Below are 24,280 nucleotides of genomic sequence, written 5' to 3'. Positions count from 1 at the left end.
GTTCAGGGGTTCAGGGGTTCAGGGGTTCAGGGTCACGTTGGCAGTCGCGGCCAGCATCCGCCCGAGGGTGAGCCAGTTCTCGCGTACGGCCGTGCCGGCCTGGTCGGCTTGCCCGGCCGCGCAGAATCCGATGATGCGCTCGTGGTCGGCAACGGATGCCCGCCCCGCGAGGGAGGAGAACCGGGCGCGTTCCAGCCGCCTCAGGGTGGGGGTGACCTGCTCGAGCAGTGCCGGAAGCAGCTGGTTCGCGCTCGCGCGCACGGCGACGTCGTGGAAATCGTCATCCGCGGCGATGGCGGCATCGACGTCGTTCGTCGCCAGGGCGAGCCGGAACCGGTCGTTGGCCGCCTTCATCGCGGCGATGTCCCCGGCGGTGAGCTGGGCGACCGCCTCGCGCGCGGCGAGCTCGTGGAGCGCTGCGGCGATCGCCTGTGCGTTCATTGCCGTTCGTTCGTCCAGCGGCGCGACGACGGTCTGCCTGGCGCGCTCGGTTCGAACGAGACCTGCGGTTTCGAGCCGGGCGATCGCCTCGCGGATCGGCGTGCGACTGACCCCGAGCCAGGACTCGAGCTCGGCGTCACGAAGCTTCTCGCCAGGGGCGAGCGTTCCGTCGACGATCGCGGTGCGGAGTGCCTCGTAGGCATAGTCGCGCAGGGAGGCTGGGCGATGCAGCGCATCGGGAACGGGAACCGGCATGCAATATATTAGATATTGCCCGTGGTGCCCTGTCAAGTCGCCGCCGACCCGCCTGCACCAAAAACCGCCCCCGACTGTGGTCGGAGGCGGTTCAGGTCCTGATGGGTTTCGGAGCTAGGCGGACTTCTCGACGCGACGGGCGGCCTTGTGCAGCACGATCGTCGGCGCCGCGTTGTCGAGCACGGCGGCCCTGGTCACGATGACCCTGGCGACCTCGCTCGAGGACGGTACCTCGAACATGATCGGCCCGAGGACCTCTTCCATGATCGCGCGGAGGCCGCGGGCGCCGGTCTTGCGCAGCACGGCGAGGTCGGCGATGGCCTCGAGTGCGGGCTGCTCGAAGTCGAGTTCGACGCCGTCGAGCTCGAACATCCTCTGGTACTGGCGCACGAGGGCGTTCTTCGGCACCGTGAGGATCTGCATGAGGGCGACCTGGTCGAGCTGGGTGACGGTCGTGACGACGGGCAGGCGGCCGATGAATTCGGGGATGAGTCCGAACTTGTGCAGGTCTTCGGGGAGGACCTCGCTGAAGAGGTTGACGTCGTCGCCCTTGCTGTGCAGCGGGGCGCCGAAGCCGATACCCTTTTTGCCTGCGCGGGTGGAGATGATGTCGTCGAGGCCGGCGAACGCGCCCGCAACGATGAAGAGCACGTTGGTCGTGTCGATCTGGATGAATTCCTGGTGCGGATGCTTGCGCCCGCCCTGCGGGGGAACCGAGGCTACGGTGCCTTCCAGGATCTTCAGGAGTGCCTGCTGCACGCCTTCACCGGAGACGTCGCGGGTGATGGAGGGGTTCTCGGCCTTGCGCGCGATCTTGTCGATCTCGTCGATGTAGATGATGCCCGTCTCGGCACGCTTGACGTCATAGTCTGCGGCCTGGATGAGCTTGAGCAGGATGTTCTCGACGTCTTCGCCGACGTAGCCTGCCTCGGTCAGCGCCGTCGCATCCGCCACGGCGAAGGGAACGTTGAGGCGCTTCGCGAGCGTCTGCGCGAGGTAGGTCTTTCCGCAGCCGGTCGGGCCGATCAGGAGGATGTTGGACTTCGCGATTTCCACGTCGTCGTGGATCGCATCGGCCGCGGTGAGCGTTGCACGGGAGCGCACGCGCTTGTAGTGGTTGTAGACGGCGACGGCCAGGGCGCGCTTGGCGGCTTCCTGCCCGATGACGTATTCCTCAAGGAACCCGAAGATCTCCTTGGGCTTGGGCAGTTCGAACTCGCCCGTCGTTTCTTCGGCGCCGGCCTCGGCCAGGCGCTCTTCGATGATCTCGTTGCACAGCTCGACGCATTCGTCGCAGATGTAGACACCGGGGCCGGCGATCAGCTGCTGGACCTGCTTCTGACTCTTCCCACAGAAGGAACACTTCAGCAGGTCGGCGCTTTCGCCTATTCGGGCCATCCGTCAGCCTCCTCCATCGGTCGTGCAGGTCATGCTTGTCTCGCTGAACCGAGCCTAGCCTCTGGGTGTGACACTGGGGTGCAAGCGACGCGGATCGGTGGAAACCCGTAACAATCCTCGCGCGGGCCCGGCCGCGGTGCCCGACCGGCGGAAACCGGAACGCGGCGGCCGGCCGGTGCGTGAGCATCCGGCCGGCCGCCGCGCGGGCGACAGGAGAACGGGGACCTGCCCCGTCGCGAGAGGGAACTACTACTTGACGAGGACCGGAACGTTCTTGCGGCTCGTCAGGATCTGGTCGATCAGGCCGTATTCGAGAGCCTCGGGGGCGCCGAGGATCTTGTCGCGGTCGATGTCCTTGTGGACCTGCTCCGAGGTGCGGTTGGAGTGGTGCGCGATGGTCTCTTCGAGCCAGTCACGCATCCGCTGGATTTCCGCAGCCTGGATCTCGATGTCGGACGCCTGTCCGCCGCCCTGTCCGCCGGCAGAAGGCTGGTGGATGAGGATGCGCGCGTTCGGCAGTGCGAGGCGCTTGCCAGGGGTTCCTCCGGCCAGCAGCACGGCGGCGGCGGAAGCCGCCTGGCCGAGGCAGACCGTCTGGATGTGCGGACGGATGTACTGCATCGTGTCGTAGATCGCCGTCATCGCGGTGAAAGAGCCACCCGGTGAGTTGATGTACATCACGATGTCGCGGTCAGGGTCCTGGCTCTCGAGCACGAGGAGCTGGGCCATGACGTCGTCAGCGGATGCGTCGTCGACCTGAACGCCGAGGAAGATGATGCGGTCCTCGAAGAGCTTCGCGTACGGGTCCTGGCGCTTGTAGCCGTAGGCCGTGCGTTCTTCGAAGGTGGGGAGGATGTACCGAGACTCGGGAGCCTGCGGTGCGCGGCCACCGGCCTGGTGACCAAAATTCGTGAATTCCATGTCGTGTACGCCCGTCCTAGATCTTGTTCACTGAGTCGTCGGTGCCGCCGCCGCCGATTACTTCCGACGCGGAGCCGCGCAGGTGGTCGACGAAGCCGTAGGTCACGGCCTCCTGGGCGGTGAACCAGTTGTCGCGGTCGTTGTCGATCAGGATCTGCTCGACCGACTTGCCGGTCTGCTCGGCCGTGAGTTCCGCCATCCGCTTCTTCATGTCGAGGATGACCTTGGCCTGCGTCTGGATGTCCGCCGCCGTGCCGCCGAAGCCGCCGGACGGCTGGTGCAGGAGGACCCGGGCGTTCGGCGTGATGTACCGCTTGCCCTTGGTGCCGGAGGACAACAGGAACTGGCCCATGGAGGCGGCCAGCCCGATGCCGACGGTGACGATGTCGTTCGGTACGAACTTCATCGTGTCGTAGATGGCCATGCCGGCCGTGATCGAGCCACCGGGAGAGTTGATGTACAGGAAGATGTCGCGCTCAGAGTCCTCTGCTGCGAGCAGCAGGATCTTGGCGCAGATCTCGTTGGCGTTCTCGTCCCGGACCTCCGAACCGAGCCAGATGATGCGGTCTTTCAGCAGTCGGTCAAAAACGCCGGGTGTTGGGGTCATATCGGCCATGTCGCGCTCCGTTTCACTTGTCGCTTGAGATTGAATCTATAGGAGCCTGAGAGCCAGAACGGCCGTGTTCGCCCTCGGCAGATTGCGCGGCTCCCCCGAGCCCGGGAACGCCGAAGGGCCGGGCGTCCTGAGACGCCCGGCCCTTGTTCGCTGGAGTCAGCGGGTGCTGGCAGCGGATGCCGCGCAGCGGGTGTTACTTCTTGGCTGCGGCCTTCTTCTTCGGCTTCGCGGCGACCTCTGCGGCCTCGTCCTCGTCGTCAGAGTCGGCGGCTGCCGCTCCCGCGGCGGGGTCGACCGTGACGGAGTCGATGTCGACGTCGACGGAGGTGGTGCCGTCCGTGGCCTCGGGCTCGTCGCCCGCGATCGCGGTGAACTCGGCGAGGTCGACGACGGCGCCGTTGCCATCAACGACCTCCGCCTTGCCGAGGGCGATCGCGAGGGCCTTGTTGCGGGCGACCTCTGCGACCATCGACGGGATCTGGCCGTTTCCGCTGAGCGCCTGGACGAACTCGCTCGGGTCCATGCCGTACTGGGCTGCGCCCTGGATCAGGTACTGGGTGAGCTCGTCCTGGCTGACCTGGACCTTCTCGGCCTCGGCGATCGTGTCGAGCAGGATCTGCTGGCGGAAGGTCTTCTCGCTCGACTCGGTGACCTCGGCGCGGTGCACGTCGTCTTCGAGGCGGTTCTCGCCCTCGAGGTGACGACGCACCTCGTCCTCGATGATCGCGGTCGGGATCGGGACCTCGACGGAGGCGAGGAGCTGCTCGATGAGGAGTTCGCGTGCCTGGGTGCCCTGGCCGAAGATCTTGGAGCGCAGCGCCTGCGCCTTGAGGTCTTCGGTGAGCTCTGCGACGGTGTCGAATTCGCTGGCGATCTGCGCGAAGTCGTCGTCGACGGGGGGAAGCTCGCGCTCCTTGACGGCGAGGACCGTCACGGTGATCTCGGCGGTTTCGCCTTCGTGGTCGCCGCCCATGAGGGTGGAGTTGAAGGTTGTGGTCTCGGTCGCGCTGAGCGAGTCGAGTGCCTCGTCGATGCCGTCGATCAAGTCGCCGGTGCCGACCTCGTAGGAGATGCCGGTCGCGTTGTCGACCTCGACGTCGCCGATGGATGCGACGAGGTCGATCTGCACGAAGTCGCCGGTCTTGGCGGGGCGGTCGACCGTGATGAGCGTGCCGAAGCGGCTGCGCAGCTTGTCGAGCTCCTCGGTGACGTCCTCATCGGTGACCTCGGCCGTGTCGACGACGAGCTTGAGGCCGGAGTATGCGGGAAGGTCGATGTCCGGGCGGACGTCAACCTCGATCGAGAGCTTGAGGTCGCCGGAGAAGTCCTTGTCGGACGGCCATTCGACGATGTCGGCCTCGGGGCGGCCGAGCGGGCGGAGCTTGTGCTCGTCGACGGCGGCGCGGTAGAAACCGTCGAGGCCTTCGTTGACGGCGTGCTCGAGGACGGCCGACTTACCGACGCGCTGGTCGATGATGGGCGGCGGAACCTTGCCCTTGCGGAAGCCGGGGATGTTGATGTCTTCGGCAATGTGACCATATGCGTGGGTGATGCTGGGCTTCAGCTCCTCCGGGGTCACCGAAATGGTGACCTTGGCGCGCGTGGGGCTCAGCTTTTCGACCGTGGACTTCACGTGGGTTATCTCCTGTGTTCGATCTGGTTCAGAGGGGGGTGATGGTCGGGGCGACAGGATTCGAACCTGCGACCTCTCGGCCCCAAACCGAGCGCTCTACCAAGCTGAGCTACGCCCCGGATATTGTCTCAACCCGTTGGAGTCAGCCTGACGCCACGCAGGTACACGCGACAGCGGATTGACCTCGATAAGTCTACTGCACCGACCGGATGCCCATGGTCGGTTCGCGTACGCGAGGTCCCCGCGGCTGTACTAAGGTATTTGAGTGCGCAGTTCGGCACGCATGGGGATGTAGCTCAATGGTAGAGCCTCAGTTTTCCAAACTGATGGCGCGGGTTCGATTCCCGTCATCCCCTCCAGATTCCCCGGCCTCGTCAGCCTCTTCCACCCTCGCTATCGGTTCGCGAGGTAGTTGGCCAGAGCGGTGACCGCGAGCTTCTTCGCACCGTCCAGGTTGCCGGTCGGCTGCGCGTACTGCTGGACGAGCACCCAGACGTCACCGGAGAGCACGTCGACCTCACAGGTGTCCCCGCCGCAGCCGGCGAATGCCTCGTCGCCCAGTCCGGTCGCTTCCTCGAAGCGGATGCTGGATTTCGCCTCGTTCGGAGGTGTCGCCTGCCAGGTCGCCCGGGCGCCGGGCAGGACATCCACCAGGACGCCGCCGGACGAGACCCCCGCTCCGGAGCTTGTGTCGGAGCTCGTCCAGCCACAGGTGACCAGGCCGGCCAGGCGCTCGGCTGCGCCCCGGGTGCCCATCCGGCCGGACTCCGACGTGCCGTAGTCTGTCGATGTCGCGTGCGTCATGTCGACTGCATTCGCGAGGTCCGTCGAGTCGAGCAGGGTGTCACAATCGACACGACGCGGGACCGCCGCGGCCGGAACGGCGTCTGCGGTCCGGACAGCCGCGACGACGGTGCGGGCGAAGGTCACGAAACTCTCCTCGGTGGGTTGCGGGCTGACCGTCGCGTTGACCCAGGTGGTTCCGACCAGGATTTCTGCCCGGCACGAGTCGTGCTCCGGCGGATGGCAGGCCACGTACGCCGTGTCGCCGAGGTCGACCGGATGCAGTCCGCGCAGTCCGTCATCGGAGTCCGGTTCGCCGGCGGTGAACTCGTCGGCGGCATTCCGGAGGACACGGACGCTCACTCGCGGAAGCATCCGACTGCCGTCGTCGGTCAGCGCTCCGGTGCCGTTGTCAGGGGCAGACCAGCTGCAGTCGACCAGGCCGCCGAGGACTGCCGCCGCGTCCTGCAGGACGATCCGGGTGGCGCCGCTATTCGGCTGCTGTTCGGCTGCTGCCTGGGTTGCCGGATCGAAGAGGCTCGTCGCCGGGAGCCCGAGCGCGGTCGCGGCCCGGTCGACCGGCAGGACCAGGCCACAGTCGAGCGCGACGGGCAGGGACGTCGGCGTCGCGGATGCCGTGGGTTCCGGCGAGGCGCCCGGAGAGGAACCGCCGGAACCCTGCGTGCACCCGGCGAGCGCCAATGCCGTGGTCAGGGCGCAGATCAGACTCATGGAGCGGACCAGTGCTGAAGCGGCTGACGTCATGTGAATTCCCCCGCGATCAACCTACTCCGGACAGCTCCTCCACGGGTAGAACAGTCAGGAGCGGAGCAGCAGGTTGACCAGTGCGACGATCCCGACGGTGATGATGATCACACGCAGGAGCGTGGGCGGCAGGCGGCGTCCGATGCGCGCACCGAGGATCCCGCCGAGGCCGGCCCCGACGGTGATGAGGGCGACGACGAGCCAGTCGATGGAGTCGCGTGCGAATAGGATGAAGACGATCGAGGCCATCACGTTCACGGCGGTGACGAGGAGGTTCTTGACGGCGTTGAGCGAGCCGAGCGAGACGGATGTCAGGGCGCCGAGGACACCCATCATCAGGATTCCCTGGGCCGCGCCGAAGTAGCCGCCGTACAGACCGAGTACGAAGACGCAGACGACGATCGCGGTTCGTTTGCCCGCACCGCCCAGGGCGCTCCAACCGCCACTGGAGGCGGGACCGTTGCCGGCCGGGTCGCCAGCGGTTTCCGGGGCAGTCGTGCCGGTTGTGCCGGATGGGGCAGGACCTGTGCCGGAGCGTGCCGCGCCGGCGGCGACGCGGCGCTGGATCCACGGTCCGATGGCGACCAGGACGATCCCCATGAGGATGAGGACCGGCACGATCGTTTTGAACGCGCTGCTCGGCAGGACAAGCAACAGCCCGGCCCCGGCCAGGCCGCCGGTCAGGGAGACCGGCAGCAGGGCGAATGCGAAGTTCCGGTGGGCCGCGATCTCGCGCCGGTACGCGATCGTTCCGGAGACACCGCCGGCGACGAGGCCGAGGTTGTTGGAGACGTTGGCGACGAGCGGCGGGTAGCCGAGGAGCACGAGGATCGGGAACGTGATGAGGGTGCCGGATCCGACGACGACGTTGATCATGCCGGCGGCGAAACCGGCCGCGACGATGACGAGTGCTTCAGGCCACATGCATCCCACCGTAGCGGCGCAGACGCCCCGCTCGCCGCCGGTGTCCCCGGTCGGGCCGGTGTAACCGATCCGGCCGGTGTGCCCCTATTTCAGGCCGAGGGTGTCGAGCGTGGCCCGCAGGGTGTCGGCCGAGTGCTGGAACAGGGCCTGTTCAGATTCGGAGAACGGCACCTCGATCACCCGGGAGACCCCCTCGGCGTTGACGACCGTCGGAACGGACAGGGCCACGTTGCTCACGCCGCGGTAGTCGGTCAGCACCGAGCTGATCGGGAGAACGGCGCCCTCGTCGCGCAGCACAGCTTCGACGATCCGGGCGCCGGAGAGCCCGATCGCGTAGTTGGTGGCGCCCTTTCCGGCGATCACCCGGTATGCCGCGGTCTTGACGTCCTCGGTGATGGCCGCGAACTCGGCCTCGGAGAACTTCTCCCGTCCGTTGGTCACCGGGGAGATGTCATCGGCGACCCACTGGTCCAGGGAGATCGGTCCGACCCTGGCCTGCGACCAGAGCGGGAATTCCGAGTCGCCGTGCTCGCCGACGATCGTGGCGTGCACGTTGGCGATGGCCACGCCGACGCGGTGCGCGAGCAGCCAGCGCAGCCGGGAGGAGTCGAGGACCGTTCCGGAGCCGAACACCCGGGTGGCGGGGAGTCCGCTGAAGTGCAGGGCGGCGTAGGTGAGGATGTCGCAGGGGTTGGTCACGATCATGTAGATCGCGTCCGGCGCGCGCTTGATCAGCTTGGGCATCAGTTCGCGGAGGATTCCGACGTTGACGCCGGACATTTCGAGGCGGGACTGCCCGGGGTGCTGCCGGGCACCGGCGGTGATCACGACCATGTTGGCGTCCGAGATCATGTCGAGGTCGGCGCCGCCGGACACGCAGGAGGCGCCGGTGAACTGGGTGCCGTGCGCGAGGTCGAGCACCTCGGCCTCGACCTTGGGCTCGTTGATGTCGTAGAGCACCACTTCGCGGGCCGACTGCCGGATCAGGGACGCGTACGCGAGGGAGGTGCCGACGGCGCCCGCTCCGATGATGGCCAGCTTGGAATTCTCGATTGCGCTCATGGTCCCAGTCTGCCCGCACCAGGACGCGTTCGCACCTGTTACTTCAGATTAAACCGAATTATCTACGCTCAATTCGCCTCTTGGCAGCGGAATACTCAGTGGCGGAGGAAGGCGAGGACCGCGAGCACCCTCCGGTGGTCCGTGCCCGAGTCGTCGAGGCCGAGTTTCTGGAAGATCGCGGTGACGTTCTTCTCGACCGCACCGACGCCGATCACGAGCCGGGAGGCGATGCTGACGTTGGTCCGGCCCTCGGCCATCAGCCCGAGGACGTCCCGTTCCCGCGGCGTCAGGTGCTCGAGCGGGTCCGTGCGCCGGCTGAGGAGCTCGCGCACCACCTGGGGGTCGAGCACGGTTCCGCCGGCGTGGATCCGCAGCACCGCGTCCTGGAGTTCCTCGAGGGAGGCAACCCTGTCCTTGAGCAGGTAACCGAGCCCTCCGTCGCCGGCCGCGAGCAGTTCGTGCGCGTAGGTGGCCTCGACGTACTGGCTGAGGAGCAGGATCCCCACCCCCGGGAGCCGGCGCCGCAGCTCGAGGGCGGCACGCACCCCTTCGTCCCGGAAGGTCGGCGGCATCCGCACGTCGAGCACGGCGACGTCGGGCCGGAGGCGATCGACGTCGGCGAGCAGGCCGTCCGCGTCGCCGTAGGCGGCCACGCAGTCGAAGCCGGCCTCGTCGAAGAGCCGCACGAGCCCCTCGCGAAGCAGGAGCGAGTCCTCCGCGAGAACGAGCCGGAGCGGAGCCGCGGATTCCGCGCTGGTCTGCTCTGTCGAGGTCACCCGATCAGGATACGACGATCGAACCGGGCAGGGTTTCGGCCAGCGGGATGTGCGCCCCGACAATCGTGGGGCCTCCGGCCGGACTGTCGATCGACAGCAGGCCGCGGAGCCCCCGCAGGCGCTCGTCGAGGCCGCACAACCCGTGCGACTCTGTGAGGACTGCTCCACCGATGCCGTTGTCGATCACCCAGACGTCGAGCCAGGTGGAGTCGTCGTCCGGCACCCGCCGCAGGGCGAGGTGCAGGCGGATGCCGGTGGCGCGGGAGTGCTTCGCGGCGTTCGTGAGGAGCTCGGCCGCGATGAAATACGCGCTCCGTTCGATCTCGGAGGGCAGCCGCAGCCCGGGCTCGAGCTGGAACTCGACAGCGACGGGAATGGTGCTGCGGGCAGCGAGGGACTCGAGGGCGACGGTGAGGCCGCGGTCCTGGAGGATCGGCGGGACGAGCCCCCTGGAGAGCGCCCTGAGCTCCTCGAGGGTGTCGTGGGCCTGCTGCCTGGCCTCGGCGAGCAGGGCCCTGGCGGCGTCCGGGTCGGTGTCGAGTTTGCGTTCAGCGCTCGCGAGGTCCATCTGCAGGCGCACGAGGCGCTGCTGCGGTCCGTCGTGGATGTCGCGTTCGAGCCGGCGGAGGCCGCGGTCCTCCGCGAGAACGGCCGCTCCCCGGGAGGCGCTCAGGTCGGCGACCTCCCGGGTGAGCGCCTCGGAGCGCCAGGCTCCGAGCATGCCCTGCCCGATGAACTGGTGCGCCAGCACGAGCCCGCGGGTGACGTATGGCAGGGTGGCGAGGAAGGCGAGGCCGAGCGCGAGTTCGAGCAGGCTCTCCACCAGGTAGGGGCTGTCCACGGCCTGGCTGCCGGGGAGGATCCGCTCGGCGAGGCCGATCAGGCCCATGCCGCCATCCCCGCCCTGCGGGACCGACCAGCCCCACAGCCAGAAGGTGACCCCACCGACGGCGACCGAGAGCCACACGACGGTGACGGTCCAGCTCACGAGGGAGATGACGAAGTTCACGACCATGCCGTGCAGGAGGTAGAGCCAGTAGTGGCCGCCGACCAGCGGGCCGAGCATGGTTCGAAGCGGTGTGACCGGCTGGCCGTCTCGTTCCCACCGGGGCGGCCGGATGGCCGGCTGGCCGGCCCAGCGCAGGCGGGTCAGCTCGACGAGGCCGAAACCGCGCGCGGTGTAGAGGGCGGCGACGATCACGAACAGCCCCACGAAGATCGCGATCATGCCGACGCCCGAGAAGAAGACGGTGCTCAGCACGCTCAGGGCGATGACAGCGACGGGAAGGGCGAGCAGGAGGAAGCCGAGTTCCCGCGGAACCGATCGCCAGAGGCCTCGATAGCCGGGCTTTTCGCTCAGAGCTGTCTGCACGGTCTCCAGATTGCCAGATTCCCCGGAGTGCGGGACGGTTGCGGGTGTCGTCGTGGTCATGGTGTCCTCCTTGGTGGATGACTCCAGCCTCGCCGTCATCGTGCACTGGGCCCATCGGGCCTGCGCCCCAATCGCTGCGGGGGAAAACCCCCGCAGCGCGGCGGCTCAGAGCGCGCGGTGGGTGAACCGACCGCCGAGCAGGGTCGCGGCGACGGGCATCCGCCGCAGGTCGTCGAGGGACGCGACGAACGGGTCGGTCTCGCAGACGGCGAGGTCGGCGGGGTCGCCGACCGCGACCCGGTGCCTGCCGCGGGCGGATGCGGCGAGAGCGGCCTGGCGGGACACGCCCTGCTCGGGGTGCCAGGATTCGCGGCCATCCCTGGTACGCCCGACTGCGGCGGCGATGCCGACCCAGGGGTCGAGCGGGGCGACGGGCGCGTCGGAGCCGAGTGCGAGTCGCGCCCCGGCCCTGAGCAGGCTCGCGAGCATGAACGCACGGTCGGTGCGGCCGGCCCAGTAGCGGTCGGCGACGTCGCGGTCGTCGACGGCGTGCTCGGGTTGCACGCTCGCGACGACGCCGAGGGCGGCGAACCGGTCGACGTCGGTGAGGCTGAGGAGCTGGGCGTGTTCGATGCTCCCCGCACAACCGAGGGTCTCGAAGGCGTCGAGGGCGATGCGGTTGGCGCGGTCGCCGATCGCGTGCACCGCGGGGCGGATGCCGGACTCGCTCGCGAGGCGCATCCAGCGCAGCAGGTCGTCGGGTGCGACGCTCAGCACGCCGTGGGCGTCGTCGCCGGTGAGCCCCGGGTAGTCGTCGAAGCAGTATGCGGTGCGGGTGTTGAGCGAACCGTCGGTGATGACCTTGTACGGGCCGACGCTGAGCAGCCCGCGGGTTTCGGCGATGACCGCGCCGGAGCGGAGGCCCTCTGCGACAGCGCGCTCGAGGTGTTCGGTGTAGATGCCGAACTCGACCCGGAGCGAGTCCGCGCCCGCGGCGATGCGGCGGCGCCAGACGTCGAGGTTCCAGACCATTTCGAGGTCGACGATCCCGACGACGCCGCGGGCCGCGGCCACCCGGGCCGCTTCGTCTGCCCAGGTGTCGCTGATCGCGTCCGGAACGGCGTCGAGTGCCCGTTCGACGGCGAAGGCGTCCTCCTCGCGGAGCAGCCCGGTGGGGTGGTCGCCGAGCCCGCGGGCGGAGAGTGCAGCGGAGTTGAGCCAGACGCTGTGCAGGTCGCCGCTGACGAGGACGACGGGGACCGTCCCTGAGACGGCGTCGAGGACGGCGCGGCCCGGGGCATCCGGCCAGAGCCCGTCACGGAAGCCGAAGCCGATCAGGGTCTCCCCCGGCGCGAGAAGCGGGATGCGCCCCGCGACGATGCGGGCGGTCGCCTGGGCGCTGCCCGCGGTCGACACGTCGAGGCGGCGGGCGATCTGCGCCCACTGGGTGAAGTGCACGTGGTTGTCCCAGAGGCCGGGGATCAGCCAGCGCTCGCCGAGGTCGATCGACTCGGCCGCCGAGCCGCCGGCGCCCTCGCCGCCGAGGAAGCCGAGCCTCGTGACCGTGCCGTCGACGATCTCGACATCGGTGAGTTCGTCGCTCCCGGGCAGGCGGGCGTTGCGGAGGACGAGCGGATCGGTGCTCATGCGTCGTCTCCTGACCGGGCGGCGCGGGCGAGCCGCTCGTGCGCGCGACGCATCTCGGCGGCGAGGTTCACGCTCGCGTACGGACCGGTTCCCTCGAGTTCGGAGATGATGCGGTCGACGGTCTCAGGGGGCTTGTTCTGGCTGAGCTTGCTCTTGGCGACCACCCGGGTGACCCGGAGGCGGAGTCCGACGGTACCGGCCGAGATCCGTTCGGCGTATGCCGAGTTCGCCGCCGTGCCGTGCAGGCGGCGCGGTTCGGGCAGGCGGTCCTCGAAGTGGTCGACGAGCCGGTCGAGCACGAGCAGGTTCTCCTCGGCGCTGAGGATCTCCGGCGTGCCGTAGAGGTGCGCGGTGATGAAGTTCCAGGTCGGCACGGCCGGGTTGGCGTCGTACCACCCCGGCGACACGTACCCGTGCGGGCCCTGGATGATCACGAGCATCTCGTGCTGGCCGAGCTCGTGCAGTTGCTCGTCCGGACGGCCCACGTGGGTGACCAGCACGAGCTCGCCGGAATCGGCATCCGGTCCTGCAGCGGACTCGTCGAGAAGCATCGGGTAGTGCGAGGCGACGAGATCGCCCGCGCTCGTGTGACTGATCAGGGTGGCCCACGGGTTCTCCCGGATCAGCCGCCGGATCTCGGCGGGATCGGTGAGCACGAAGCTGGGGGTGTGGCGCATCTGGGGGCGTCCTGTCTGTCTCGCAGTCGGCGGAGCGGTGGTGTTCGTGGTGAGCGGTCTCAGGCCTGGCAGGTCGGGCACCAGTAGAGCTTGCGGGCGCCCATCTCCTCGAGCAGGATGTGGGTGCCGCAGACCCGGCACGGCAGGCCCTCGCGTTTGTAGACCCAGTGCCGGTCGGCACGGTTCTTCATCGCACGCGCCCAGTCGACCCCGGCCAGGTCGTCCATGGTCATCATCTGGCCGGTTTCGACGCCGATCGTCAGCAGCCGCGCCCAGTCGCGCCAGAGACCGCGCACGGTGTCCTCGGCGAGGCTCTTGCCCGGCGCGTGCGGGTTGACCCCGGCCCGGAACAGAAGTTCGGCGCGATAGACGTTGCCGATGCCGCTGACCACGGACTGGTCCATCAGGAGCAGTCCGATCGGGGTGGGCTTGCGGCGCACGACGGCCGTGAACCGGTCTTCCGCTGCGGGGCTGTCATCGAGCAGCGGGTCGGGTCCGGCCTTGTCGATCACCGCCTGCACCTCTCCTGCGTCGAGTACCTGGCACGCGGTCGGGCCGCGCAGGTCCGCGCACACCGTGTCGGTGAGCAGGCGCACCCGCACCTGTCCGACCGGTTCGGGAGGGAAGGTGCCCCGCTGGTCGATCTCCTTCTCCTGCTCCGCCATCCGCACCCGGGTGCGCCGGGGAGCCCCGATGCTCCGAAGCGAGTTCTCCCCCGCGGAGTCGAGGACGGCATCCGCCTGCCCGTCGAGGTCGGTGCCGCGCTGGTTGGTCTGCCCCATCCGGCCGTTGGCGGATGCGATCGTGGCGTCCATCAGGATGTCGCCGGCGAAGTCCCACGCGCCGTACATGCCGAGGTGCACCCGCAGCCAGAGTCCGTTGTCGAATTCGAGGAACATCTGCTTGCCGACGGCGCGCGCCCGGGTCATCGCATGCCCGTCAAGCAGCGCGGCACCCTCGACGAATCGGCCCTGCGGCGAGGACAGCTGCACCCGGTGGCCCACGAAGTTACGCGCGAACTGCCGGGCGATCCTGTGGACGGAATGACCCTCTGGCACGTCAGCGCGCGGTACGGGCCGGGTCGACGCTGGACGGGTCTACGCGCGCAGGATCGACGCTCACACCGGCAATGGACCCGGTCGTCTCGTATTCGAAGAGCTGGCGGATCCGACGCACGTGGCGTTCCTCGCCGGTGAACGGTTCGGCGATGAACGCGTCGATGAAGGAGGTCGCCTCCTCGATCGTGTGCTGGCGGGCGCCGATCGAGATGACGTTCGCGTTGTTGTGCTCGCGAGCGAGCCGGGCGATGTCCAGGTTCCAGACCAGCGCGGCACGGGCCCCGACGACCTTGTTGGCGGCCATCTGCTCGCCGTTGCCCGAACCGCCGAACACGACGCCGAGCGCGTCAACGCCCGCGGCCTGGTCTTCGACGACGCCCTGGGCGGCGTTGATGCAGAACGAGGGGTAGTCGTCGAGCGGGTCGTAGCTCGTCGGCCCATGGTCGACGACCTCGTGGCCTGCCTCGGTCAGGTGACCGACGAGGTAACGGCTGAAATCGTGGCCGGCATGGTCGGTGGCGAGGTGAATGCGCATGACCCCATACTATTTGCCGTCCCGTGTGGTCGCCGTCCCGTGCCCGGCGCCGCCGGCATCCGCTCAGTCGAAGATCGGACCGACCGTGCGCGTGCGCTTCATCTCGAAGAATCCGGGATACGCGGCCACGGCCACGACGCCGTCCCACAGCTTCGTCGCGGCTTCGCCCCGGGGCACCGGCGAGATGACCGGGCCGAAGAAGGCGACGTCGTTCACCGCGATGACCGGGGTGCCGACGTCCTGGCCCACCCGGTTGATCCCGTCGAAGTGGCTCGCGCGCATCTCGCGGTCGTAGTGGTCGCTGTCGGCCCAGGCGGCGAAGTCCGCGGGAAGGCCGACCTCGGCGAGCGCCGCCGGGATGACCTCGTCGGGATTCGTGTTGCCGCCGGGATGGATCCGGGTGCCGAGTGCGTCGTATAGGGCCTTCACTGTGGCCTGACCGTGCAGCTCCTGCGCAGCCTGCACGAGGCGGGTGTATCGGAGCGCCCGGGGGAAGAACGCGGCGTACTCTTCGCTCACGTCGTTGTCCTCGTTGAGCACCGCGAGGCTCATCACGTTCCAGGTGACGTCGAGGTCACGCTGCGAGGCCACCTCATCCACCCAGCGGGAGGTCATCCAGGCCCAGGGGCAGGAGGGGTCGAACCAGAACTTCACGGTGTCGGTCATCGCACCAGCCTAGGTGCTCGGATGCCCGCATTCCCTCACTCGCGGAACGCGAAGAAACCCCTGCCCAGAGTCGGTATCCGCACAAAAAATTCGGTTTGACGGCGTTTTTGTACTAAAATTGCTCGTTATGCCCGAAAAGGGCCAGCTCCACGTCGCGAGCAAGTGATCTCCACGAGAGAAGTTCAAATGCCCAGAGACCGTAGTTTGTCAGACTCTATGCCCGGTGCCGCGCGCGCCATAATCAAGACCAAAAAGCCCCTCAAGCAGCGTCGCCTGAGGGTCTCCCACGTCAACGTCGTCGACCAGCCGATGCTCAAGAAAGCACTCGGCGGAACCATCGTGGGAAACACCATGGAATGGTACGACGTCGGCGTGTTCGGCTACCTCATCACGACCATGGGCCCGGTGTTCCTCCCCGAGGCCGACAAGTCCGTCCAGACCCTGTTCCTGCTCGGCACCTTCGCCGCCACCTTCATCGCCCGCCCCATCGGCGGCGTCTTCTTCGGCTGGCTCGGCGACAAGATCGGCCGCCAGAAGGTCCTTGCCATGACACTGATGATCATGGCCGCGTCGACCTTCGTGGTCGGCATCCTGCCGAACTACGCGATGATCGGCAGCTGGGCCGCCGCGCTCCTCGTGCTGACCAAGCTCGTCCAGGGCTTCTCCACCGGCGGCGAGTACGCCGGCGCCACCACCTTCGTCAGTGAGCACGCCCCGGACAAGCACCGCGGGTTCTTCGCGAGCTTCCTCGACATGGGCAGCTACCTCGGCTTCGCGATCGGCGCCGCACTCGTGTCGATCCTGCAGGTCACCCTCGGCCAGCCCGCCATGGAGGCCTGGGGCTGGCGCCTGCCGTTCCTGCTCGCCGGACCGCTCGGCCTGATCGCCATCTACTTCCGGATGAAGATCGAGGAATCCCCCGCCTTCCAGGCCACCCTGGACGCCAAGGAAGCCGCAGCGCTGGATCCGAACAGCGCCGACGCGGCGCCGAACGGCCCGCTGACCATCTTCAAGGCGCACTGGCGGGGCATCCTGCTCGCCATGATCCTCGTCGCAGCAGCCAACACCGTCGGTTACGCCCTCACCTCGTACATGCCGACCTACCTGACGAGCTCGCTCGGCTACGACGAATTGCACGGCACCCTGCTCACTATCCCGGTGCTCGTGCTGATGGCGCTCTGCATCCCCCTGACCGGGCGCCTGTCCGACAAGATCGGCCGTCGCCCGGTGCTCTGGGTCGGGGCGATCAGCACCGTCGTCCTGTCCATCCCTGCCTTCATGCTGATCGGCGTCGGCGAGATCTGGTCGACCCTGCTGGGACTCGCCATGATCGCGTTCCCGGTGACGTTCTACGTGTCGAACCTGGCCTCGTCCCTGCCCGCGCTGTTCCCGACCGAGAGCCGGTACGGCGCGATGGGCATCGCGTACAACTTCGCGGTCGCCATCTTCGGCGGGACCACCCCGTTCATCATCGCGGCGCTCATCCAGGCCACCGGCGACGACATGATGCCCGCGTACTACCTGATGGCCACCTCGTTCATCGGTGCGGTCAGCATCTTCTTCCTCAAGGAGAGCGCCCAGCGCCCCCTGCCCGGCTCGATGCCGAGCGTCGACTCCGTCTTCGAGGCCCGTGAGCTCGTCGCCACCCAGGACGAGAACCCGAACCTCGACACCGACGAGATGCCGTTCGACCACACCTACGAGCCGCCGACGAGTTCCATCGACGCCATCCTCCCGGAGCCCGAAACCGAGCCAGAGCGCCACCCGGTCGGCGTCTAGCACCGCCGGCATCCGCCCCAGGGGACGGACGCCGCTTCTTCGTTCGCCGGTCGGCCCGGGCGGCGCCCGGGTGCGGCCCGTACTATTGACGGATGACCATCGAGCCTTCCGCAGAGTCCGTGCCCGTTCCGAGCATCGACCCCGGCGACCTCGAGACCGCGCTGCGAGTGCTCGCCTCCCTCGCCGCGCTCGACCAGGAGGACCCGGACTTCGTCACCGTGCGCCAGGCGACGGCCAAGATGTTCAAGTCGGTCAAGCAGGTGCGCCGCGGCGAGAAGCGGGCCCTGATCGCCGAGGCCGACCGCGAGGTCATCGCGGCGACCGCGACGGGCGCCCCGACCCGGATCGACGACGAGACGATCGGCGCCCAACTGCGCCTCGGCACCGACCGGGCCTCGGCAGGCGAGCTGCTCGTTCCGCGGGCGTGTTACATCTGCAAGCAGAAGTACACCCTCGTCGACGCGTTCTACCACCAGCTCTGCCCGACCTGCGCAGCGATGAGCCATGAAAAGCGCGACGCCCGCACCGACCTGACCGGCAAGCGCGCACTCCTCACCGGGGGCCGCGCGAAGATCGGCATGTACATCGCGCTGCGGCTGCTGCGGGACGGCGCCCACACCACCATCACGACCCGATTCCCCCGCGACGCCGTGCGCCGCTTCACGGCGATGCCGGACTCCGGCGACTGGCTGCACCGGCTCAGGGTCGTCGGCATCGACCTGCGCGACCCTGCCCAGGTGATCGGCCTCGCCGACTCCGTGGCGGCAGCAGGCCCCCTCGACATCCTGATCAACAACGCCGCTCAGACCGTGCGCCGCTCCCCCGGTTCGTACTCCATGCTCGTCGAAGCCGAATCTTCCCCGCTGCCGGCGGATTCCGTTCCCGAGATCGTCACCTTCGGCCACACCAACGACGCCCACCCGAGCGCACTCGCCGCCTCGGTCACGAGCCACCCGATCCTCGCCGCAGCGACCGTCTCTGCGACAACGGCCCTCACCGCAGACGACCTGACCGCGCTCGCGCTCGCGCCCGGGTCGTCCTCGCTAGCCCGGCATGCCGCAGGCACGGCGATCGACGCGGGCGGCCTCGTGCCGGACCTGCACTCCGTGAACAGCTGGACCGCCAACGTGGAGGACGTCGACCCGCTCGAGATGCTCGAGGTGCAGCTCTGCAACACCACGGCGCCGTTCCTGCTCGTGAGCCGCTTGCGGGCCTCGCTCGCGGCATCCGTTGCCCGGCGCACCTACATCGTGAACGTGTCGGCGATGGAGGGTGTCTTCGGCCGCGGCTACAAGGGGCCGGGCCACCCGCACACGAACATGGCCAAGGCCGCGCTCAACATGCTCACCCGCACGAGCGCGAAGGAGATGCTCGACGACGGCATCCTGATGACGAGCGTCGACACCGGCTGGATCACCGACGAGCGACCGCACCCGACGAAGCTGCGCCTGGCCGAGGAGGGCTTCCACGCCCCGCTCGACCTCGTCGACGGCGCGGCGCGGGTCTACGACCCGATCGTGCGCGGCGAAGCAGGCGAGGACCTCTACGGCGTCTTCCTCAAGGACTACAAGCCCGCCGCCTGGTAACCCCCCTCCCCCCAACTAATTCGACGGAGTTTTTGGGTTTTCGGCACGTAGGAGCGCGATTTAAGCCCTTTCCGGTCAAAAACTCCGTCGAATTGGTTCAGGGCGCGACGGATGCCGCGGCACGTCAGTCCGCCGGAGTCCAGACGTAGGGGGTCGTCGTCGTGACGGCCTCGAAGCCGAGACGCAGCAGGATCGGCAGGCTGTCGTCCGAGGCGTCGACCTGGAGGTAGGGCACGCCGCGGTGGGCGGCGAGCTGCGCGCGGGCCGCGACGAGTGCCCGGTAGATGCCCCGGCCCCGCCACTCGGAGAGGGTCGAGCCACCCCAGAGCCCGGCGAAGTCTGTGCCGGGCTGGAATTCCAGGCGGGCGGAGGAGACGAGGCGGTCCCCCGCCTCGGCGACGATGATCACGACCTCGTCGCCCGCCTCGCCGACGCTCGATTCGAGGTCGTCGGCGAGCCAGGAGTGGTCTTCACCCCACACTTCGGTCTGCAGCGCCGCGATCCGCTCGAAGTCTGATCGTGAGGTGACCCGGCGCAGGATGATCCCATCCGGAACGGTCGGGGCGGATGCGAGCGGCCCGGTCAGCCCGATCACGACCGTCTCGCGCTCCTCAGCGACAAAGCCAGCGGCACCGAGCCGTTCGGCCAGGTCGGTGGGCAGGTCGTGGCTGCGGGTCTTCCACTCGACGGCCTCGCCTCGGGCGGCGAAGAAGTCGCGGTGGCGGCGGATCAGCGCGTCGAGGTCCGCGCCGCGCACGCCCACGTCCCGCGCCGTCTCGACGAAGCCGCGGGTGCGGCCGACGACCCGCAGAACGGACCCCTCGAGCTCGTAGACGGGCGAAACAGGCGGCTTAGCGGGCACCCACAGGCGGAGCTGGGCGTCGTAGGCGGCGAGGAGGGCGGCAGGCGATGCGACGGCGGATGTCATTGCCGTCAGCCTACGATGCTGCGGGACCGACGGCATCCGCTGCGCTGGTCGCTTCGGTCGCCGTTCATGCCCCCGGGGTTTCGGCGAGCGCGGCGTGCCGGGCGAGCCCCTCGCGGAGGCCGAGGCGCACGGCCGGCCACTCGGCAGCGATGATCGAGAACACCACGGTGTCGCGCACGGCGCCCTCCGGCCCGACGGAGTGGCTGCGGAGCACGCCGTCCTGTTTCGCACCGAGCGCGGCGATCGCGGCGCGGGACTGCCGGTTGTGCCAGTGCGTGCGGAACTCCACCGCGATGCAGTCGAGCTCCTCGAAGGCGTACCCGAGCAGCAGCAGTTTCGCCTCCCGGTTGGCTCCGGTGCCCTGGGCGCCCTTCCCGAGCCAGGTCGAGCCGATCTCGAGCCGCTGCTGGTCGGGGCTCGGGTGCATGAATGTCGTCATGCCGACCATCGCCCCCGTCGAGGCCGAACGGATGCCCCACGGCATCATCTGCCCGGCCGCGGCAAGCGCGAGGCGCCGGTCGATCTCGGTGGCCATGGCCTCCGGTCGCGGGACCGCCGTGTACCAGGTGCGCCACAGCTCGCCGTCAGCGACCGCGATGCTCAGCTCGGCGGCATGCCCCGGATCGAGCGGCTCGAGCGTGACGCGGGTTCCGGCGAGGGTGGGCGCTGCGGCGAATTCCATGCCTCGACCCTATTGGATCGACTTCTGCTGCCAAATGCCGACTGGCGGTTGTCGCACCGAACGTGCCGCCGAGGATCGGTAGGCTTAAGAGACGTGCGACCGGCGCCAGAAGCGCCGGTCGAGACTGAGATGGAGAAAACGTTGCCAGGAGAGAACCTCACCCGGATCGAAGCCCAGGAGCGCGCAGCGCTCGTCACTGTGCAGAAGTACGCGATCAGCCTTGACCTCACGACGGGTCCCGAAACCTTCGCGAGCACCACGACGGTCACCTTCACCGCGACCCCGGGTGCCTCGACGTTCATCGACGCGATCACGCGCACGGTGCACGCGGTGACCCTCAACGGCGTCGACCTCGACCCGGCGATCGTCAGCGACGGCATCCGCATTCAGCTCGATGGTCTCGCCGCAGAGAACACGCTCACCGTCGTCGCCGACGCCGAGTACACCAACACCGGTGAAGGCCTGCACCGTTTCGTCGACCCGGTCGACAACGAGGTCTACCTTTACAGCCAGTTCGAGGTTCCGGACTCCCGCCGCGTCTTCGCCGTCTTCGAGCAGCCCGACCTCAAGGCCGCGTTCCAGTTCACCGTGACGGCGCCCGGCGAATGGGAGGTCGTCTCCAACTCGGCGACGCCCGAGCCCACGGATGCCGGCAACGGCGCGAAGACCTGGGCCTTCGAACCCACCCACACGATCTCGAGCTACATCACGGCACTCATCGCCGGACCGTACGCGGTCATCCGCAGCGAGCTCACCTCGAGCGACGGCCGGATCATCCCCCTCGGCCTGTTCAGCCGCAAGAGCCTCTCCCAGTTCCTCGACGCCGACTACCTCTTCGAGAAGACCCGCCAGGGCTTCGCGTACTTCGAGGAGAAGTTCAATTACCCGTACCCCTTCGACAAGTACGACCAGCTCTTCGTGCCGGAGTTCAACGCGGGCGCGATGGAGAACGCCGGCGCGGTCACCTTCACCGAGACCTACGTCTTCCGGTCCAAGGTCACGGACGCCATCAAGGAACGCCGCGTCGTCACGGTGCTGCACGAGCTCGCGCACATGTGGTTCGGCGACCTCGTCACGATGAAGTGGTGGAACGACCTCTGGCTCAACGAGTCCTTCGCCGAGTGGGCCTCGACCATCGCCACCGCCGAAGCGACCGAGTGGACGGAAGCCTGGACCACCTTCGCCGTGATGGAGAAGAGCTGGGCATACAAGCAGGACCAGCTGCCCTCGACCCACCCCGTCGTGGCGACGATCACCGACTTCGACGACGTGCTCGTCAACTTCGACGGCATCACCTACGCCAAGGGCGGCTCCGTCCTCAAGCAGCTCGTCGCCTGGGTCGGCCGGGACGAGTTCTTCGCCGGCGTCGCCTCCTACTTCGCCAAGCACCAGTGGGGCAACACCGAGCTGAACGACCTCCTCGTCGAGCTCGAGGCATCCAGCGGGCGCGACCTGTCCGGCTGGGCCGCGAAGTGGCTCGAGACCGCGGGGGTCAACACCCTCCGCCCCGAGATCACCGTGGACGCCGCCGGGGTCATCACCGGCTTCTCCGTGCTGCAGAGCGCGACCGCCGACTACCCGACGATCCGCCCGCACCGCCTCGCGATCGGGTTCTACGACCTCGTCGACGGGCAGCTCGTGCGCACCCACCGGGTCGAGATCGACGTCGACGGCGAGAAGACGGATGTCGCGGAGCTCGTCGGCCGCGCCCGCCCGGCCCTCGTTCTCCTCAACGACGACGACCTCGCCTATGCGAAGATCCGGCTCGACCCGGCCTCGCAGGAGGTGGCCCTCGAGAACCTCGCCGCGATCGAGAGCCCGCTCGCCCGCGCCATCGTGTGGGGTGCGATCTGGGACGCGACCCGCGACGCCGAGACGGGTGCCCGCGACTTCGTGAGCCTCGTTCTCGGCAACATCGCGAGCGAGACAGAGTCGACCACCCTCCGCACCGTGCTCGGCCAGCTCGTGCTCGCCGCGAACTACTACGTCGCTCCGGAGTTCCAGGCCTCGACGCTGACCGAGGTCGGCGACGCACTGTGGTCCCTCGCCCAGCATGCCGAGCCCGGCAGTGACGCACAGTTCCAGTTCGTGAAGTTCTTCGCGTCCGTCGCCGCGACCGACAGCCAGCTCGCGAGCGTCGCAGCGCTCCGCAGCGGCACGGTCCCGCTCGAGGGCCTCGAGATCGACACCGACCTCGCCTGGGAGCTGCTCATCGCCCTCGCCGCCGGCGGCAAGGTCGACGGCGCGGAGATCGACGCGGCGCATGCCGCTGACAACACCGCGACCGGCGCCCAGTCGGCCGCGCAGGCCCGTGCGGCCCTCCCGACCCCGGAGGCCAAGCAGGCCGCCTGGGATTCCCTGATCGAGACGGATACGGCACCGAACACGATCGTGCGCGTCACCGCGGCCGGGTTCCTGCGCGCGAACGACACGAGCCTGCTCGAGCCGTTCGTCGACACCTACTTCGCGATGCTGCAGCCGATCTGGGTCTCCCGCAGCTTCTCGATCGCGGAGAAGCTCATCATCGGCCTCTACCCGTCCCCGCTCGCCAACCAGGCGCTCGTCGAGGCGACCCGCACGTGGCTCGAGACGAACCCCGAGCCGGTCGCGTTGCGTCGCCTCGTGATCGAGAACCTCGCGGGAGTGGAACGCTCCCTCGCCGCCCAGGCGCGCGACGCCGAGTAGCCGCTCCGCGGCATCCGCCGGCCAGAACGGTCTCGCCCCTCAGGGGGCGGGGCCGTTTTCGCGTTGGCGGGGCGCTCAGGGTTCGCCCGGTCGGCTCTCGGTAGACTCGAAAGCGCTATGAACTGGGACATCATCTGGGCCGAAATCGTCACATACTTCACAACCACACTCGGGCTGCAGCTGCTGCAGGTGCTCGGAATCCTGATCGTCGCGTTCGCGGTGCACTGGATCCTGCAGTTCGTGATCCGCCGAGTGGTGATCCAGATCGTCACGGGCGTGAAACGCACGCAGAAGGTCGAGGACACCCGGGCGCTCAACGTGTCCCCTGTCGCCGCCGTGCGCGTCGTGCAGCGCACCCGCACGCTCGGCTCCGTGCTCACCAACATCGTCAATGTGCTCGTCGTGATCATCGCCGGCCTGCTCATCCTGCAGGTGATGGCCCCGAGCATCCTCGGCTCCTTCGCCCTGCTCACGGCCGCGATCGGCGCCGGCCTCGGCTTCGGTGCTCAGAACATCGTCAAGGACATCCTGAACGGACTGTTCATGGTCATGGAGGACCAACTCGGCGTTGGCGACATCGTCGACACCGGGTTCGCCTCCGGCGTCGTGGAGACTGTCGGCATCCGCATCACCCAGATCCGCGATGTGAACGGCACGCTCTGGTTCGTGCGCAACGGCGAGATCCTCCGGGTCGGCAACATGTCGCAGGGCTGGGCACGCGTCATCATCGACCTGCCGATCCCGTACAGCTCGGATGTCGAGGCCATTCAGTCGGAAATGCTGCGGGTCGCGACGGCGCTCGCCTCGAGCCGCAAGTGGCGGTCGATCATCCTCGAGAAGCCGGAGATCTGGGGCCTCGAGTCGATCTCCGCAGAGGCCCTGGTCACCCGGCTCGCCGTGAAGGTGCGCGTGTCGGCGAAGTGGGACTTCGCCCGCGACCTGCGCCTGCACCTGAAGCTCGCCCTCGACAGCCTCGGTGTCTCGCTCACGCCGCTCAACAGCGTCGTGATGACCGGGTCGGACGACGGCTCGGATGCCACGCCACCGACGAACCCCGTCGACATCGCCGCCGTCGCCGCGGCCGCGGAGCC

21 protein-coding genes and 2 tRNA genes are annotated in these 24,280 nt (G+C 68.4%); 5 read left to right on the top strand and 18 right to left on the bottom strand.

All coding sequences use genetic code 11. The features are described 5' to 3' along the window. Positions 1-18 precede the first annotated feature (18 nt). The 6 genes from QN350_RS13805 to QN350_RS13780 all read right to left on the bottom strand — a co-directional run bounded on the left by QN350_RS13805 (position 19) and on the right by QN350_RS13780 (position 5,383). Positions 19-696, bottom strand: coding sequence for a GntR family transcriptional regulator (locus QN350_RS13805; RefSeq protein ID WP_322140078.1), 678 nt, complete (start codon positions 694-696; stop codon positions 19-21). Between the two features lie 114 nt (positions 697-810). Beyond that, a complete protein-coding gene (clpX, locus tag QN350_RS13800) occupies positions 811-2,094 on the bottom strand; it encodes an ATP-dependent Clp protease ATP-binding subunit ClpX (RefSeq protein WP_134447892.1) in 1,284 nt (427 codons plus the stop codon). A 249-nt stretch (positions 2,095-2,343) separates the two neighbouring features. Then, on the bottom strand, positions 2,344-3,015 hold the full coding sequence (locus tag QN350_RS13795) for an ATP-dependent Clp protease proteolytic subunit (RefSeq protein ID WP_281535178.1): 672 nt from the start codon (positions 3,013-3,015) through the stop codon (positions 2,344-2,346). Between the two features lie 16 nt (positions 3,016-3,031). Then, a complete protein-coding gene (locus QN350_RS13790; protein ID WP_134447888.1) occupies positions 3,032-3,631 on the bottom strand; it encodes an ATP-dependent Clp protease proteolytic subunit in 600 nt (199 codons plus the stop codon). A 193-nt stretch (positions 3,632-3,824) separates the two neighbouring features. Beyond that, the gene (gene tig, locus QN350_RS13785; protein ID WP_323516723.1) at positions 3,825-5,264 is read right to left on the bottom strand and encodes a trigger factor; all 1,440 of its coding nucleotides are present in this window, start codon (positions 5,262-5,264) and stop codon (positions 3,825-3,827) included. A gap of 42 nt (positions 5,265-5,306) precedes the next feature. Further along, positions 5,307-5,383, bottom strand: a tRNA-Pro gene (locus QN350_RS13780). Positions 5,384-5,549: 166 nt separating this feature from the next. Between QN350_RS13780 and QN350_RS13775 the strand changes: the two genes are divergently transcribed. After that, positions 5,550-5,623: transfer RNA gene (locus QN350_RS13775), tRNA-Gly, on the top strand. Between the two features lie 34 nt (positions 5,624-5,657). Here QN350_RS13775 and QN350_RS13770 read toward each other — a convergent pair. The 10 genes from QN350_RS13770 to QN350_RS13725 all read right to left on the bottom strand — a co-directional run bounded on the left by QN350_RS13770 (position 5,658) and on the right by QN350_RS13725 (position 15,529). Further along, positions 5,658-6,779: a hypothetical protein gene (locus QN350_RS13770; protein ID WP_322140080.1), complete on the bottom strand. Its 1,122-nt coding sequence runs from the start codon at positions 6,777-6,779 to the stop codon at positions 5,658-5,660. An 87-nt stretch (positions 6,780-6,866) separates the two neighbouring features. Beyond that, positions 6,867-7,736: a sulfite exporter TauE/SafE family protein gene (locus tag QN350_RS13765; protein WP_322140081.1), complete on the bottom strand. Its 870-nt coding sequence runs from the start codon at positions 7,734-7,736 to the stop codon at positions 6,867-6,869. Between the two features lie 84 nt (positions 7,737-7,820). After that, the gene (locus QN350_RS13760; RefSeq protein ID WP_322140082.1) at positions 7,821-8,798 is read right to left on the bottom strand and encodes an L-lactate dehydrogenase; all 978 of its coding nucleotides are present in this window, start codon (positions 8,796-8,798) and stop codon (positions 7,821-7,823) included. 95 nt (positions 8,799-8,893) lie between these two features. Next, positions 8,894-9,574, bottom strand: coding sequence for a response regulator transcription factor (locus tag QN350_RS13755; RefSeq protein ID WP_322140083.1), 681 nt, complete (start codon positions 9,572-9,574; stop codon positions 8,894-8,896). A 4-nt stretch (positions 9,575-9,578) separates the two neighbouring features. Continuing rightward, the gene (locus tag QN350_RS13750) at positions 9,579-11,006 is read right to left on the bottom strand and encodes a sensor histidine kinase (protein WP_322140084.1); all 1,428 of its coding nucleotides are present in this window, start codon (positions 11,004-11,006) and stop codon (positions 9,579-9,581) included. 105 nt (positions 11,007-11,111) lie between these two features. Further along, on the bottom strand, positions 11,112-12,593 hold the full coding sequence (locus tag QN350_RS13745; protein ID WP_322140085.1) for an amidohydrolase: 1,482 nt from the start codon (positions 12,591-12,593) through the stop codon (positions 11,112-11,114). Then, positions 12,590-13,270 carry an FMN-binding negative transcriptional regulator gene (locus QN350_RS13740; RefSeq protein WP_322140086.1) on the bottom strand — a complete coding sequence of 227 codons (681 nt, stop codon included), beginning with the start codon at positions 13,268-13,270 and terminating at the stop codon, positions 12,590-12,592. Before QN350_RS13740 ends, QN350_RS13745 begins: the two co-directional genes overlap by 4 nt. Before the next feature lie 59 nt (positions 13,271-13,329). Beyond that, entirely contained in the window at positions 13,330-14,328 is a 999-nt protein-coding gene (locus QN350_RS13735) for an Fpg/Nei family DNA glycosylase (RefSeq protein WP_322140087.1), read from the bottom strand. A 1-nt stretch (position 14,329) separates the two neighbouring features. Beyond that, positions 14,330-14,863: a ribose-5-phosphate isomerase gene (locus QN350_RS13730; RefSeq protein WP_322140088.1), complete on the bottom strand. Its 534-nt coding sequence runs from the start codon at positions 14,861-14,863 to the stop codon at positions 14,330-14,332. Positions 14,864-14,926: 63 nt separating this feature from the next. Next, positions 14,927-15,529 carry a DsbA family protein gene (locus QN350_RS13725; RefSeq protein WP_322140089.1) on the bottom strand — a complete coding sequence of 201 codons (603 nt, stop codon included), beginning with the start codon at positions 15,527-15,529 and terminating at the stop codon, positions 14,927-14,929. A 186-nt stretch (positions 15,530-15,715) separates the two neighbouring features. Here QN350_RS13725 and QN350_RS13720 point away from each other — a divergent pair, with 186 nt between their 5' ends. After that, on the top strand, positions 15,716-17,308 hold the full coding sequence (locus tag QN350_RS13720) for an MFS transporter (RefSeq protein WP_322140090.1): 1,593 nt from the start codon (positions 15,716-15,718) through the stop codon (positions 17,306-17,308). Between the two features lie 92 nt (positions 17,309-17,400). Continuing rightward, the gene (locus QN350_RS13715; RefSeq protein WP_323502493.1) at positions 17,401-18,894 is read left to right on the top strand and encodes an SDR family NAD(P)-dependent oxidoreductase; all 1,494 of its coding nucleotides are present in this window, start codon (positions 17,401-17,403) and stop codon (positions 18,892-18,894) included. Positions 18,895-19,018: 124 nt separating this feature from the next. Here the strand turns inward: QN350_RS13715 and QN350_RS13710 are convergent, their stop codons facing one another. After that, positions 19,019-19,822, bottom strand: a complete 804-nt coding sequence (locus QN350_RS13710) for a GNAT family N-acetyltransferase (RefSeq protein WP_322140092.1) — start codon at positions 19,820-19,822, stop codon at positions 19,019-19,021. Positions 19,823-19,886: 64 nt separating this feature from the next. Then, positions 19,887-20,504, bottom strand: a complete 618-nt coding sequence (locus QN350_RS13705) for a GNAT family protein (protein WP_322140093.1) — start codon at positions 20,502-20,504, stop codon at positions 19,887-19,889. A gap of 141 nt (positions 20,505-20,645) precedes the next feature. Between QN350_RS13705 and pepN the strand changes: the two genes are divergently transcribed. Together pepN and QN350_RS13695 are read left to right on the top strand one after the other, a co-directional pair. Then, positions 20,646-23,189 (top strand): aminopeptidase N, encoded by a 2,544-nt coding sequence (pepN, locus tag QN350_RS13700; protein WP_322140094.1) that lies wholly within the window; start codon positions 20,646-20,648, stop codon positions 23,187-23,189. A 117-nt stretch (positions 23,190-23,306) separates the two neighbouring features. Further along, the coding region (locus tag QN350_RS13695) for a mechanosensitive ion channel family protein (RefSeq protein ID WP_323516716.1) at positions 23,307-24,280 on the top strand (974 nt) is incomplete at its 3' end.

The sequence above is a fragment of the Cryobacterium sp. 10I5 genome, from assembly GCF_035019865.1.
GTDB classification, from domain to species: domain Bacteria; phylum Actinomycetota; class Actinomycetes; order Actinomycetales; family Microbacteriaceae; genus Cryobacterium; species Cryobacterium breve_A.
Note: the sequence above shows the minus strand (reverse complement) of the source record. Positions and strands in the feature narration are given on the sequence as shown.